Genomic DNA, 13669 nt, shown 5'->3' with positions numbered 1-13669 from the left:
GGCAGCGTAGGGCGCACAAAATCGCCGAAGTTGGTGCGGACCGCACAATAAAGCGCCATAGGGTATGACCATGGACAGTCTCGACTATGGAATCATCGACCTTCTTCGCCAGAATGCCCGCGCCGGATACGGCGATATCGGCGAAGTCATCGGACTCTCCGCCTCTGCCGTGAAACGCCGCGTCGACCGGCTCGTCGCCGACAAGGTGATCCGCGGATTCACCATCCAGGTCGACCCCGCCGTCGACGGCCTCGGCACAGAGGCCTATGTCGAACTCTTCTGCCGCGGGACTGTTGCGCCGGAGGAGCTGCGACGCATCCTGTCCGGCGTGCCGGAGGTCGTGGATGCCGGAACGGTCACCGGGAGTGCGGATGCCATCGTGCACATGCGGTCCCGCGACATCCCCTCGCTCGAGCTCGCCCTGGAGCGCGTGCGGGTCGCGCCCAACGTGGACCACACCCGCAGCGCCATCGTGCTGTCGAAACTGATCCACCGCACCCGCGAGGGATAGCGCTCTTCGAGGCCCCGACACGCTCGCTGGCGCTCGCTATCCGACCACCGGGATCGACGTCTATGACAGCTGTTCGATCGTGATCGCCGCATTGATGAGTGCGAGGTGGCTGAGGCCCTGCGGCAGGTTGCCGAGAAACTCATGGGTCTCGGCGTCCATCATCTCGGCGTACAGACCCACATCGTTGCCCAAGGCCACCAGCTCAGCCATGCGCGCGCGAGCTTCGTCCAGGCGGCCGACACAGGCGAGTGCTCCGGCAACCCAGAATGCGCAGGCGACGAAGGTCCCCTCCTCCCGCTGCATCCCCGAGTAGCGATAGACCAGCGCTCCCCGGCCGAGTTCACGGTCGATCGCGTCGATGGTGGACGACATTCTCTCGCTCCGATCGAAACCGCTATCGGCGTGCAGAAGAATGGATGCGTCGAGCTTCTCGCTGCCCGGATACATCACGTAGCTCTGACGCGCCTCCGACCATCCGTTCGTCTCCACCCAGTCGCGGATGCGGTCCCGCTCGGCCGCCCACCGCTCGCCGTCGCCGGGCAACTGCCCGAGCTCCGCGAGGCGCACCGCGCAATCGAGCGCCTGCCAGCAGCCGAGTTTCGACGAGGTGTAGTGCTGCTCCTCCTCGAGCTCCCACATGCCGGAATCCGGGCGTTGCCAGTTGTCGCAGGCGCGATCGGCGATCGAGGCCAGCAGTCGGCCGGTCTCGGCATCGAGCAGGTTGCCGTCGTCAACATACGCCCGAACAACATCGAAGAGGTCGCCGTAGACCCCGAGTTGGCGCTGTCCCTGCGCATCGTTCCCCACCACGACCGGACCTATGTCGCGCCATCCGGCCACGTCCGGATGGGAGGTGCCCTCCGGAACCGAACCATCCAGCGCGTAGAGGATGTGCAGTTCGGGGCCCTGGTTGCGGATGGTGGTCAGCAGCCAGGAGACGGCAGCATGCGTCTCCTCCCGAAGCCCGAAGCGGATGAGCGCGCGCACCGTGTAGGCGAGGTCCCGCACCCAGGCGAATCGATAGTCCCAGTTCTTGCCCCCATCGCGGCTCTCCGGGATCGAGGTGGTGGCAGCCGCGGCGATCGATCCGGTGGGGCTGTGGATGAGCAGCTTGAGCGGGAGCGCGCTGCGCAGAACGGCGTCGGACCATTCGCCCTTCCAGGAGAACTCGGTGGACCACGCCTTCCAGTTGGCGATGGTGCGGTCGATGCCGCGGTCGACGATCTCGGGGGTCACCATCCGAAGCGGCTCGCGTTCGGTCGCCGTGACGACCACGAGATGCCGCGAACCCTCCGAGGTCGTGAAGGCGCCGGTGATGGCCTGTCCATCGGCAGCGGATGGCCCATGGTCGATGCCGCGCACTCCGAGCATCACGCCGTCGACGCGGATCACGGCTCCCTGCACCGTGTGCTCCACCCACGGCGAGGCGATGCCGAGCATCGTGCCCGGGGCGACGGCCCAGCGCATCGAGACGGATCCCTTGAGCCCCTCCACCCGCCGGGCGAGCTCTGCCCAGGGCAGTCGCCCGGCGACTCCGGTGACCAGGGCGTCGGTGATGCGAACACGCCCCGACGCGGTCGTGAACGTGGTCTGCAGCACGTTGGTGCCGGGAACATAGCGTCGGGTGACCGTGTAGTCGTCGACCGGTCGCAACTCGATGCGACCACCGCGCGGGGCATCCACGATGGCGGCGAAAGCGGGCGGCGTCGGCAGGTTGGGGGCCGGAAACCAGTCGATCGCCCCGTCGAGGGCGATGAGCGCGACGGTTCGGCCGTCACCGATCGCCGCGTAGGAGCGCAGGTCCGCATACCCGTCGATGCGGTTCGCCGGCCCGCTGCCGTCGCGCTGCAGTGAGGTGCCGGTCATGCGCCGAACCGGCGTGCGGGGCGTCCGTGGGTCGCGGTGTCGATCGCGAAGATCGATCCGGAGAGCGGATGCGCCTCCAGCTGCTGCTCGGTGAGGTTCTCGCGCGCGGAACCGACGAACAGGGTTGACATCCCGGGGCCGCCGAAGGCGACGGAGGTGATGTTCGGGGCAGGCAGTTCGACCACGAGGTCTTCGATCCCCTCCGGGCTGTACCGCACCACTCGACCGCCTCCGTAGATTCCGCCCCAGAGGAATCCCTCGGCGTCGACAGTGAGCCCATCATGCGATTCGCCGGAGTGGAAGACCGTGACTTCACCGATGTCGCCGGTCTCGCTGTAGGGGGCGCGGTAAATGGTCTTGACGGCGGTGTCGGTGAAGAACATCTCGGAGTCGTCCAGGCTCCACTCGAAGCCGTTGGCCACCCCGAACCCACCGCGCAGCACCCGGAGCGCCCCCTCTTCCGTCACGGAGTAGAGCGCGCCATCCGGCTCCCCGTTCGCGAGGTTCATCGACCCGGTGATCCAGCGCCCGTAGGGGTCGCACTTGCCCTCGTTGAGGCGCAGGCCATCGTGCGCGTGTTCGATGTGGGCGAGATCACGGATGCCACCGGCGGCATCCACCCGCACGACGCGATCGCCGAGCGACGCCACATAGCCGCTGCCGTCCGCCGTCGGCGCGAACGACGCGAGTGGTGGGGGCAGCTCGATCACGGTGTCATTCAGTCCCTCGATGGGGCAGCGGTAGAGAAGCCCGGCGGTGATGTCACACCAGAGCACGAAGCCGGCCGGATCCCAGACGATGCTCTCGGCGAGAATGGCGCTAGCATCCCGGAAAACCCGGGGCAACCCCCTCACGACTCTCATGTTGCCAGCCTACGGTCCTCTGAGGAACGCATAAATAAAGGAGCTTTCATGGACCTCGGAATCAGCGGCCGCACGGCCCTCATCAGCGGCGCCGACTCGGGCATCGGATGGGAGACAGCACGCATCCTGCTCGGCGAGGGAGTGCGCGTCGTGCTGACCGACCTCGACCAGAAGAGCCTGGATGCCGCGGCGGCGAGCCTCGGAGCCCTCGAGGGGCGACTCTTCGCCTTCGCCGCCGACGTCACCAAGGTGGAGTCGATCGCGAAGATGCGAGACAAGGTGCTCGACGCGGTGGGTGATATCGACATCCTCGTGCAGTCCTCGGGGATCACTGGCGCACAGGGCTATTTCCACGAGATCGACGACGCCGGGTGGACCACCACCATCGAGGTGGACCTGATGGGTCCGGTGCGGCTGGTGAGCGCATTCCTGCCCAGCCTGCGGAAGGGCGGCTGGGGTCGCATCGTGCTGATGGCGTCCGAGGATGGCGTGCAGCCCTACGACGACGAGATCCCCTACTGCTCGGCCAAGGCCGGAGTGCTCGCCCTGATGAAGGGGCTGTCGCGCACCTATGCGAAGGAAGGGCTGCTCGTGAACTGCGTCTCGCCCGCCTTCATCCATACGCCGATGACCGACGCGATGATGGAGAAGCGCGCGAAGAAGATCGGATCGAGTGTCGACGAGGCGATCGTGAGCTTCCTCGACGAGGAACGTCCCTACATGGCGCTCAAGCGTCGGGGCGAACCGCAGGAAGTCGCCGCCGTTGTGGCGTTCCTCTGCTCGGAGCAGGCGAGTTTCGTGAACGGGGCCAACTACCGCGTCGACTCCGGGGCAGTCGCGTCGATCTGAGTCTTCCGTAGCAGTCGACCGGAGCACGGTCGCGCTAGTCGACCGCCAGCGCGGCCCGCGCGAGGTCGAGCGCGTCGGCGGGATCGACCCGCAACTGGCGGATGCGCGCGGCGAAGACCGCCGCGGCATCCTGGGCCTGGCGCTGGGTCGCGTCGCCGGAGGCGGCGATATACGTGCCGGCGCGCCCGCGCGTCTCGATCACCGCATCCCGTTCGAGCTCACGGTAGCTGCGAGCCACCGTATTCGGAGCGATTCCGAGCGCATCGGCGAGACCGCGAACGGTCGGGAGCTTGGCTCCCGCGACCATCGCTCGCACGGCGACCGCGTCGATCACCTGCACTCGCAATTGCTCGTAGGGCGGTATCGACGACCCGGGGTCGACCGTGACCGTGAGGCCGCCGATCACGGTCGAGCGCGGCCCGAGGGGGGAACTGGTCACCGGAGCTCCGATCTGACGTGGTCTTGCTGTCGAGCGTAGTCACCGTCGGCACCCCGTCGGCACCCCGTCCGCTCAGGGGGAGTCCTCGAGCATCCGACGCATCTGCCGCAATCCGTCGTGGATGCGGGACTTCACAGTGCCGAGCGGCAGCCGGAGGCGCTCAGCGACCTCGACGTGGGTGAGATTGCCGACGAAGGCGAGCACGAGGGCTTCGCGCTGCAGCTCCGACAACTGGCCGAGAGCGCGGATCACCCGCTCACTGTCGAGGCGCAGCTCGACCGCCTCGGCGACTGAGTCGTAACCCGGTTCGAAGTCCCGCAAGCCGAATTTCGTGTCGCGGGCACGATCCGCCTCCGCAGAGCGCACGCGATCGACAGCCCGCGCGTGCGCGCGGGTGAGAATCCACCCCACGGCCGTGCCCCGACCCGGATCGAATCGAGCCGCCTGCTGCCAGACCTCGAGAAAGACCTCCTGCATCACCTCCTCGGACTGCGACTGATCTCGCAGTACCGCACGGATGTGCCGGTAGACCCGCGGCGCGAACTCATCGAACAACTCGGCGAACGCGGCCTGGTCCCCGGCCGCGATGCGCTGGAGCAGCCCTTCCGCGGCTGCGGAATCCGGCCGAGCGAGGGGCTGTTCCTGGTCGGCGGTGGGCAGGGGCGTCTCCGTTTCGGGGTGAGCCGGGAGCCGAGCTCTCATCGAGGCGCGATCGGGCACGGTCCGGATACCCGAAGAGATCACCGAAGCTCGTCACTAAGACGCGACCGCAGCCTCCGATCTGCTGGGGATGTGCCGGCTGCACGCCCGGATCAGCGGCGGCTGGCCGCCCGCCGCGCTGCGACGATCACGAAACCGATCAGGATCAGCACGAGCGCGGCGAAGAGCGCGCCCTGGGCGTCCGCCCCGGTGTGCGCGAGGCCGGCGCTCGAGACCGAGGTGTTGGCGAGCGCGATTCCCGATGGGGAAGCGACCGCCGACGGCGCCTCGACCTCGCTGGCCGAGACAGCGCTGGCCGGCGGGGCGAGGAGTGCGATGCGCTGCACGAGCATGGACGCCGCCGCGGCGTCGTTGGCCGGATTGGCGTCCTGCACCGAGCTGGAGGCTACGACGACTCGGGCGGCGAGCCGACCGAGTGTGGCGGCGGAGCCGCGGAAAAGCATCGATTGGGTAGTTCCCGAGGCAAGGGTGGGAAGCGTCCATTGGTTCGTCGTCGGGTCGAAGACTCCCGCGGTGGGGGTGGCAACGAGACCGGCGGGCGCGTCGAGAGTGAGCAGAATCGACGTGGCATCCGAGGGTCCGGTGTTGCCGACAACGAGGGAGAACCAGGCGTCGTCACCCTCGCGCACCGTGGCGGCGGACGCCTCTCCGGTCACCCAGAGGTCCCCGACGCTGACCGTGGTGGCGCTGGCCGTCGCCGCGTTGTCCGTTGTCGACGATTCGTAGACAGCACCGGATGCGGATGCCGATACCGTGACGACGGTGCCGGCTGGGATGGACCCGTCGATCGCACCGGTGATCGTGATCGTGGAGCTCGCGCCGGCGGCGAGGGATCCGATGGCGCACTGGGCCACACCCCCGGCGATCGGGCACGGGCTGCCGGCGAGCTGGACCGAAGCGTCACTCAGCTCAACCGGGATGGTCACTGTTGCGACGACCCCGGTGTCAGCCTGGGGTCCGGAGTTGGCGACGGTGACCGTGTAGGTGGGGCGCGACGAGCCGGCGACGGGAGCCGCAGTGTCGAGCGACTCGGTGACGACGAGATTGGACGTGGCGCCCACCGGCGTCACCACGGCCGGGGCCGCGGAGGTCTGGACGGTGCCGGCGAGGGAATCGGTGTAGGTGAGCGTGCCGAGGTTGCTGAGGCTGGTGAAGGCGGCGGCGGAGAGCACGACGACCCGGAAGACGAGGGAGGTGGACTCCCCGGGGGCGAGCGACCCGCCAACGGTGGCGTCGGCGCCGGCGCCGAGCCGCCCGATGATGGTGCGGGTGGCCGCATCGTATTCGGCCTGGTCGTCGCCCGCGGCATCCGACTTTGCCCCGGCGTTCGAGCCGATCACGCGAAGGGAACCCGGCACGAGTTCGACGCCGGCCGGAAGGGAGTCCTGCAGGGCAGCGAGTGTCGCGGCCCCTCCGCCATTGTTCGTCGAGGTCACGGTGTATTCGATGGTGTCGCCCACGTGGACATCGCCGCCGGGCACGGTCACGTTCGTGACGCCGGCGGTGGTGTCCACGCAGGGCCCGAGGCCGAAGGTGATGTCGTCGAGAAAGTTGCCGATGCTCGCATTGCCGTTCGCGGTGGAGACCGCACGAAACCCGAAGCGGGTGGATGTCTGGCCAGCGGGCACGACGTAGACGCCGGTGTGTCGGCCCCAGGCCCCGGTGCCGTCGGAGAGATTGCCCTGCGAGGCGAGCGTGCCGCCGGTGGCGCCGATCACGACGTCCATCACGTCGGTGCCGCTTCGACCGCGGTGAAGGAGCGACCACTGGAGGCTCTGTCCGGGGGTAGTGACGACATCCTGGTAGAGCGTTCCCGGCTGCGTTGCGTTGATCTCCGCGAACTGGTTCCCCACGCTGGCCGGCACGCCATTGAAGCCGGTGGACCAGATCTCGATGCCGGAAGGATCGGTCGACTCCCACCCGGGAACGTTCGCCGAAGGCATGATCTGGTACGAGGTCGGAGCGATCACCGGGTCTTCGAATCCACCGTCGGACAGCGCCGTGGTGCTCTGGCAACTCGTGGCCGCTGTAGCGGTGGTCGCCGTCGACATGCCCGCCCCGGCCAGGAGCGTGGCTACGGAAAGACCGGTCGCCACGAGGATCGCGACGGATCGGGTGACCGCTGGTCGGGCCAGGAAGGTGGGCAGTGCGGCGCGCATATCGTCTTTCGGGTTTCGGGTTTCGGGTTTCGGGTTTCGGGTTCGAGCCGACCGGATGCGCAATTCGGGTACGCACCCGGTCGAGTTTCCACGGCCGTGCTCGGGTACCCGGCCGCAGCGGGGCGACACCTAGTGCACCCCCACGTCGAGTATGTGGGGACAAGACGTGTCCGCACAATGGGGGACAGACCGCCAGTTCGGGGGGTAGCTACCGCCGCTTTTTCAGAGCGCCACGAAGGTGGCGGGGTCGGGATTGCCGAAGCGGTGGGCGGTCATGCTGATCGCCTGCTCGTGCAGGAACGGCAGCAGCTCGATCCGCCCGGAGGTGGTCACCGGGCCGGCGTAGATCGCGACATCCGGATCACCGTCGAGCACCGTCGCGAGCGTGAGACGGTCGCCGCCGAGCAGACGGATGCGGCTCGGCCTGACCCCCGCCTGCAGCCGGGCATGCCAGCGGGCATCAGACTCCACGACCACGGATTCCACAGTGAGCGGCGGCACCGCCGTCCCGAACAGGCGCACGAGTGCCGCTGCCACCGGCACCGCGGAACTGATCGAGAGCGAAGCGCCCGCCCGCGTCGCCGCCACGATCGTTCGCACGAGCTGCGCGGGGGACGCCCCTTCCGCCAGGCGCACCGTCACCGGCACCGGACGGTAACGGAACACGTTTCGTTCCACACCGAGGCCGGAGACATCCTTGACCGTGCCGTATTCGTCCACCCAGGCCTGCTGGTCGCTGGTGGCGCCGGCGCGCACGCGATCGAACTCGAGAAACTCCATGCCCTGCTGCGCGGCCTCGATCACGCGCGACACAGTGTCGCTGAGTCCCTTGAGGATCGCCGTGCGACCCGGCTCGGCGAACATCGGCCGCCATTCCCCGAGCGTCAGCAGGTAGTTCGGTCCGCCGGCCTTGGCGCTTGCTCCGACCGTCGACCTCTTCCAGCCACCGAACGGCTGCCGGCGCACTACCGCTCCCGTGATACCGCGGTTGACGTAGAGGTTGCCCGCCTGCACAGAGTCGATCCAGAGCGCGATCTCGGCGGCATCCAGCGAATGGATGCCCGCGGTGAGGCCGTACGCCGGTGCATTCTGCAAGGCGATCGCCTGCTCCAGCGTGTCGGCCCGCATGATCCCGAGCACCGGACCGAAGTATTCGGTGAGGTGGAATTCGGATCCGGCAGCCACCCCGTCCTTGACGCCCGGCGACCAGAGCGTTCCGCTCTCATCCAGCGAACGCGGCGCCAGCAGCCAGGACTCGCCCGCGCCGAGCGTGGTGAGGGCCGCACGGAGCTTGCCGTGCGCCGGCTCGACGATCGGCCCCATCACGGTGGTGGCCTCCTGGGGATAGCCCACGCGAAGAGTGCTCACCGAGTCGAGGAGCTGCCGGCGGAAACGCTCGGACGTGGCGACCGACCCGACCAGGATCACGAGGGACGCGGCCGAGCACTTCTGGCCCGCGTGGCCGAAGGCGCTCTTCACGACATCCGCCACCGCGAGGTCGAGGTCGGCGCTCGGGGTCACGATGATCGCGTTCTTGCCGCTCGTCTCTGCAAGCAGCGGGAGGTCGGGACGCCAGGAGCGGAACAGCCGTGCCGTCTCCCACGCGCCGGTGAGGATCACGCGATCCACCGAGGGATGCGACACCAGCTCGCGACCGAGGTCGCCCTCGTCGAGGTCCACAAGAGCGAGGACGTCGCGAGGAACCCCGCCGGCCCAGAGCGCTTCGACCATCACGGCAGCGCTGCGGCGCGCCTGCGGGGCCGGCTTGATGATCACGCCGGCACCGGAGGCGAGTGCCGCGAGCACCGATCCGGCCGGGATGGCGACGGGGAAATTCCACGGCGGGGTCACGACGATCAGCCGGGACGGCTCGAATTCCGCGTCGGCGACCCTGTCGAGTTCGCGGGCACGTTCCGCGTAATAGTGCGCGAAGTCCACGGCCTCGCTCACCTCGACGTCGCCCTCGGAGATCGTCTTCCCCGTCTCGCTCGCCATCACCTCGATGAGGTCGGCGCGGGCCGCCGCGAGCGCCTCCCCCGCGCTGTGCAGCACGGTCGCGCGAGTGTCCGACCGCCGTTGGCCCCAGCTCTCGCCGGCCCGCGCGGTGGCGGTGACCACCGCCTCGAGGGCGGGCAGGCCGGTGATCCGGGCCGCGGCGACGGCCGCCTCGCCCAGGGTCGAGGATGCGACGCGGGACAGGATCTCGCGCCCCCACGCACGATTGGCCGCGATCGACGGATTGGTGTCGGCCTCATTGGCGAACACGCGGGGCGCCGTGTCAACGGGCGCGATCGGCACCGGGAGGCGACGGTCCTGCACACGATGGGAGGCTGGAGCGAACCCGGACTGCCGATCCTCCGCGAGCCGTTCGAGCGAGGCGAGGAATCTCGCGGCCTCCCGGTCGAAGATCTGGGGATCGCCGGCAAGTTCGAAGACTCCCGACATGAAGTTCTCGCTCGAGGCATTCTCCTCCAGACGTCGGATGAGGTACGAGATCGCCGAATCGAATTCACCGGGGTGCACGACCGGGGTGTAGAGCAGGAGGCCGCCGACGTCGCGCCTCACGGCATCCGCCTGTCCGGTGGCCATGCCGAGCAGCATCTCGAACTCCACCCGGGTCTCCACCCTGCGCTGCTTCGCCAGCAGCCGGGCCCAGGCGATGTCGAACAGGTTGTGACCGGCAATCCCGATCCGCACCGCATCGGTGCGCGTCGGCAGAAAGGACCAGTCCAGCACGCGCTTGTAATTGGCGTCGGTGTCTCTCTTCGTGCCCCAGGTGGCGAGCGGCCAGCCGTGCACGGCGGCATCCACATGCTCCATGGCGAGATTCGCACCCTTGACGACCCGCACCTTGATGCCGGCTCCACCCGCGGCCCGCCGCTCGATCGCCCAGGCGGTGAGGCCCTGCATCGCCTCCAGCGCGTCCGGCAGGTACGCCTGAAGCACGATGCCGGCTTCCAGGGTCGTGAGCTTCGGCTGTTCGAGAATGCGACGGAACACCGCGATCGTGAGGTCGAGGTCGCGGAACTCCTCCATGTCCAGGTTGATGAACTTCGTGGTGGGGGACGCCGCGGCGAGTTCGTAGAGCGGAGTGAGCCGCCTCACGACCCGCGACACCGTCTCGTCGAACGACCACATCGAGAGCTGGCTCGACACGGAGGACACCTTGATGGAGACATAGTCCACATCGTCGCGGGCGAGCAGGTCGGTCGTGCCGGCGAGGCGGCGATCGGCCTCGTCATCACCGAGCACCGCTTCTCCGAGCAGGTTGAGATTGAGGCGGATGCCCGACCGGCGCAGCTGCCGCATACTGCGGTCGAGCTGCCGTGGGCTTGCATCAAGGATGAGGTGACTCACCATTCCGCGCAGCACCCGCCGGGCGATGGGCACGATCGGCCACGGGATCAGCGGCGCGAAACCCCCGCCGAGCTGAATCGCGATGCGCATGTACCAGGGCAGGAACGCCGGGATAGCCCGGGAGAGCCTCTCGAGGTTGCGGCCGGCGACCCGCAAGTCCTCTGGGCGCACCACACGATCGACGAATCCGATGGTGAAGTCGAGTCCGCGCGGATCCTTCAGCACCCCGGCGAGGCGCTCCGCCGAACGGTCGGGGGCGACATCCGCGCTCTCGGCGAGCCAGCGACGCACGGTGGCCACGGCCTCTGCGGCGAGCGGATCGGGGCTCACGGGCGAATCTGCAGCGGGCGAAAGCATGTATCGAGACTACTTGGGGCGCGGCGGGGCCCGCGGGTCCACAATGAATGCATGCGCGAAACGAGTGCTATCGATACGACTGCGGTCCCGAGCTCGACCGGCTGTGTCGAGTGCGAGGCATCCGAGGGCTGGTGGTTTCATCTCCGACGGTGTGCCACCTGCGGCCACATCGGATGCTGCGACGATTCGCTCGGCCGCCATGCCACCGCGCACGCGACTGCCTCGGGGCACGTGGTCATCCGCTCCTTCGAGCCTGGCGAGAGCTGGTTCTACAGCTACGCGACTTCGGAGACCTTCGAGGGCCCGGAGCTCGCTCCCCCCGAGAGTCATCCCGTCGCTCAGTCCACTCCCGGCCCGGCGGAGCGGGTGCCCCAGGACTGGCAGGGAAGGCTGTTGGAGCAGCGCTAGCAGATCGGTATGAGGCGCCCTGGCGGGAGTGCCGGGGCCGCCGCCGGTCACGGGCCGGTTGCCCTACCGAAGGAGGTCGACTCGTCACGGCGAGCCGGTCGGGTCGGCCGTCCGAGATCGATACCGCCCGGTTCGAGGGCGAGGTTCGGATCTCATTCGAAGGCGCACCCCGGGTGCGCCCTCGTAGGATCGGCTTCATGGCCGACCCGTCGACAGTCCTCCCGTCCAGCACCCTCAGCCTGAGCCTCTGCGGCGCAGACGAGTGAACAGCACGAGGAGCCTGCAGGACATCGTCATCGTCGGCGGTGGCCACAACGGACTCGTCGCGGCGGCCTATCTCGCCCAGTCCGGGCGTTCGGTCACGGTGCTCGAGAAACTCGGTCATCTCGGGGGCGCCGCCGTCTCGGCGCAGGCCTTCGAAGGGATCGACGCCCGGCTCTCGCGGTACTCCTACCTTGTCAGCCTGCTGCCATCGGCCATCATCCGGGATCTCGGACTGGACATCCGCCTCATGCGGCGTCGGTACAGTTCCTACACTCCACTTCCCGGTACCGGCCGCGGGCTGCTCGTGGACAACGGCGACGCCCGGGCCACGCGGCGCTCATTCGAGTCCCTGGGAGCCGACTTCGACGCCTGGCAGAGCTTCTACGGCCGAACCGGCGCCCTCGCTCGAGCCGTGTTCCCCACCATGACCGAGCCGCTGCTTCGCCGCTCTGAGCTGCGACGCCTGGTGGATGACACGAACTGGATCGACTTCATCGAGCGCCCCCTCGGCCAGGTCATCGAGCGCAGCTTCGACGACGACCTCGTGCGCGGAGTCGTGCTGACGGACGCCCTCATCGGCACCTTCGCTCCCGCCAACGACGAGACCCTCGCCGCCAACCGCTGCTTCCTCTACCACGTGATCGGTGGCGGCACCGGGGACTGGGACGTTCCGGTGGGCGGCATGGGCGCGGTCACCAGCGCCCTGGCCGGTGCCGCTCGCACGGCCGGTGCGACCATGGTCACCGGCGCCGAGGTGGTCTCGATCACCCCGGATGGCGAGGTGCGCTATCGCCTCGGCGATGACGAGCGCGTTGTGAACGCCGGAACAGTGCTCTCCAACGTCGCTCCGAGTGTGCTGTCGCGACTGCTCGGCGAGCCCGGCGAACCGGCCGAGGGCGCCCAGGTGAAGGTCAACCTGTTGCTGCGCCGACTGCCCCGCCTCCGCGATGCGTCGCTCGATCCGGCCGCGGCGTTCGGCGGCACCTTCCACATCAACGAGGGCTACGACCAGCTCGAACGCGCGTTCCGGGCGGCAGCCGGCGGCGACATCCCGAGCCCGCTTCCGGCCGAGATCTACTGCCATTCGCTCACCGATCCGAGCATCCTCTCCCCGGAGCTGTCGGCCTCCGGCGCGCACACTCTCACCGTCTTCGGGCTCCACACTCCGCATCGACTGGTCACCTCGACCACGAACGAGAGCGTGCGTGCGGCTCTCGAACGCGCCGTGATCGACTCCCTCGACAGTGTGCTCGCCGAGCCCATCGAGTCGCTGCTGCTGACGGATGCCGCGGGCCGTCCCTGCATCGAGACGAAGACCACCCACGACCTCGAGGCGGCCCTCGGGCTGCCCGGCGGCAACATCTTCCACGCCCCGCTGTCCTGGCCTTTCGCCGAAGACTCGGCCGATCTCGGCACTGCGGCCGAACGCTGGGGTGTCGCCACCGCGCACGAGAGGATCCTGCTGTGTGGAGCCGGCGCCCAGCGCGGGGGTGGCGTGAGCGGCCTCGGTGGACAGAACGCCGCGATGGCCGTGCTCGAGCGCCACTAGCCCGGCCTTTGCCTCCCGCAACGGAGGCGGTTAAACTCGTGCGAAGCGGCGTGGACGAGAATGCCGCCGGATCTAGGAGCTTCGCCATGGCAACGTTCGACCAATTCGCGAACCAGGGCGGTGCCGCCGCGGGCGACGAGTCAGAGGCGGCTGCTGCTCAGGCCGAGGCCGATGCGCTTCTGCGCCAGAGCGCGGATGCCGCCCGCGCCGCCGATTTCGGAGGCGGTCCGCTCGGCGCTCATCCGGAGGAAACGGCAGGGCCCGACACGGCTGACCAGCCTGACGTGCTCGAGCAGCCCGACTCCGTCTAAGCGGACTTCCTCATTC

At 68.6% G+C, this 13669-nt stretch carries 11 protein-coding genes; 5 read left to right on the top strand and 6 right to left on the bottom strand.

Features of this window, described 5'->3' with window-relative positions; genetic code table 11:
- The first annotated feature begins 70 nt into the window (after positions 1 to 70).
- On the top strand, positions 71 to 511 hold the full coding sequence (locus VLI63_RS08235; protein ID WP_185202137.1) for an Lrp/AsnC family transcriptional regulator: 441 nt from the start codon (positions 71 to 73) through the stop codon (positions 509 to 511).
- A 60-nt stretch (positions 512 to 571) separates the two neighbouring features.
- On the opposite strand, the gene VLI63_RS08230 is transcribed toward VLI63_RS08235, so the two are convergent.
- Positions 572 to 2377 carry a glycoside hydrolase family 15 protein gene (locus VLI63_RS08230; protein WP_409156360.1) on the bottom strand — a complete coding sequence of 602 codons (1806 nt, stop codon included), beginning with the start codon at positions 2375 to 2377 and terminating at the stop codon, positions 572 to 574.
- Positions 2374 to 3240: an SMP-30/gluconolactonase/LRE family protein gene (locus tag VLI63_RS08225; protein WP_409156359.1), complete on the bottom strand. Its 867-nt coding sequence runs from the start codon at positions 3238 to 3240 to the stop codon at positions 2374 to 2376. Before VLI63_RS08225 ends, VLI63_RS08230 begins: the two co-directional genes overlap by 4 nt.
- A gap of 48 nt (positions 3241 to 3288) precedes the next feature.
- On the opposite strand from VLI63_RS08225, the gene VLI63_RS08220 reads away from it, so the two are divergent.
- Positions 3289 to 4089, top strand: coding sequence for an SDR family NAD(P)-dependent oxidoreductase (locus VLI63_RS08220; protein ID WP_409156358.1), 801 nt, complete (start codon positions 3289 to 3291; stop codon positions 4087 to 4089).
- 34 nt (positions 4090 to 4123) lie between these two features.
- Here VLI63_RS08220 and VLI63_RS08215 read toward each other — a convergent pair whose 3' ends face one another.
- The 4 genes from VLI63_RS08215 to VLI63_RS08200 form a co-directional block, all read right to left on the bottom strand.
- Positions 4124 to 4528 (bottom strand): GntR family transcriptional regulator, encoded by a 405-nt coding sequence (locus VLI63_RS08215; RefSeq protein WP_409156357.1) that lies wholly within the window; start codon positions 4526 to 4528, stop codon positions 4124 to 4126.
- Between the two features lie 72 nt (positions 4529 to 4600).
- Positions 4601 to 5230, bottom strand: coding sequence for an ECF RNA polymerase sigma factor SigK (gene sigK / locus VLI63_RS08210; RefSeq protein WP_409156356.1), 630 nt, complete (start codon positions 5228 to 5230; stop codon positions 4601 to 4603).
- A 110-nt stretch (positions 5231 to 5340) separates the two neighbouring features.
- Complete coding sequence (locus VLI63_RS08205) at positions 5341 to 7407, bottom strand: CARDB domain-containing protein (RefSeq protein ID WP_409156355.1); 2067 nt, start codon at positions 7405 to 7407, stop codon at positions 5341 to 5343.
- Positions 7408 to 7629: 222 nt separating this feature from the next.
- On the bottom strand, positions 7630 to 11121 hold the full coding sequence (locus tag VLI63_RS08200) for a bifunctional proline dehydrogenase/L-glutamate gamma-semialdehyde dehydrogenase (RefSeq protein ID WP_409156354.1): 3492 nt from the start codon (positions 11119 to 11121) through the stop codon (positions 7630 to 7632).
- 51 nt (positions 11122 to 11172) lie between these two features.
- Between VLI63_RS08200 and VLI63_RS08195 the strand changes: the two genes are divergently transcribed.
- The 3 genes from VLI63_RS08195 (at position 11173) to VLI63_RS08185 (ending at position 13653) form a co-directional block, all read left to right on the top strand.
- Positions 11173 to 11529 carry a UBP-type zinc finger domain-containing protein gene (locus VLI63_RS08195; RefSeq protein WP_409156353.1) on the top strand — a complete coding sequence of 119 codons (357 nt, stop codon included), beginning with the start codon at positions 11173 to 11175 and terminating at the stop codon, positions 11527 to 11529.
- 262 nt (positions 11530 to 11791) lie between these two features.
- Positions 11792 to 13342, top strand: a complete 1551-nt coding sequence (locus VLI63_RS08190) for a phytoene desaturase family protein (RefSeq protein WP_409156352.1) — start codon at positions 11792 to 11794, stop codon at positions 13340 to 13342.
- An 86-nt stretch (positions 13343 to 13428) separates the two neighbouring features.
- Complete coding sequence (locus tag VLI63_RS08185; RefSeq protein WP_409156351.1) at positions 13429 to 13653, top strand: hypothetical protein; 225 nt, start codon at positions 13429 to 13431, stop codon at positions 13651 to 13653.
- Positions 13654 to 13669 lie beyond the last annotated feature (16 nt).

The organism is Lacisediminihabitans sp. H27-G8, assembly GCF_046156175.1.
In the GTDB taxonomy this organism is placed as follows: domain Bacteria; phylum Actinomycetota; class Actinomycetes; order Actinomycetales; family Microbacteriaceae; genus Lacisediminihabitans.
The sequence above is the reverse complement of the archived record's forward strand: the minus strand, read 5'-3'. Positions and strand labels throughout refer to the sequence as shown.

Bases quoted from the DNA above. Each gene is read 5' to 3' on its own strand.
- VLI63_RS08235 (WP_185202137.1), top strand. From the start codon at position 71: ATGGACAGTCTCGACTATGGAATCATCGACCTTCTTCGCCAGAATGCC.
- VLI63_RS08230 (WP_409156360.1), bottom strand. From the start codon at position 2,377: ATGACCGGCACCTCACTGCAGCGCGACGGCAGCGGGCCGGCGAACCGC.
- VLI63_RS08225 (WP_409156359.1), bottom strand. From the start codon at position 3,240: ATGAGAGTCGTGAGGGGGTTGCCCCGGGTTTTCCGGGATGCTAGCGCC.
- VLI63_RS08220 (WP_409156358.1), top strand. From the start codon at position 3,289: ATGGACCTCGGAATCAGCGGCCGCACGGCCCTCATCAGCGGCGCCGAC.
- sigK (WP_409156356.1), bottom strand. From the start codon at position 5,230: ATGAGAGCTCGGCTCCCGGCTCACCCCGAAACGGAGACGCCCCTGCCC.
- VLI63_RS08205 (WP_409156355.1), bottom strand. From the start codon at position 7,407: ATGCGCGCCGCACTGCCCACCTTCCTGGCCCGACCAGCGGTCACCCGA.
- VLI63_RS08200 (WP_409156354.1), bottom strand. From the start codon at position 11,121: ATGCTTTCGCCCGCTGCAGATTCGCCCGTGAGCCCCGATCCGCTCGCC.
- VLI63_RS08195 (WP_409156353.1), top strand. From the start codon at position 11,173: ATGCGCGAAACGAGTGCTATCGATACGACTGCGGTCCCGAGCTCGACC.
- VLI63_RS08185 (WP_409156351.1), top strand. From the start codon at position 13,429: ATGGCAACGTTCGACCAATTCGCGAACCAGGGCGGTGCCGCCGCGGGC.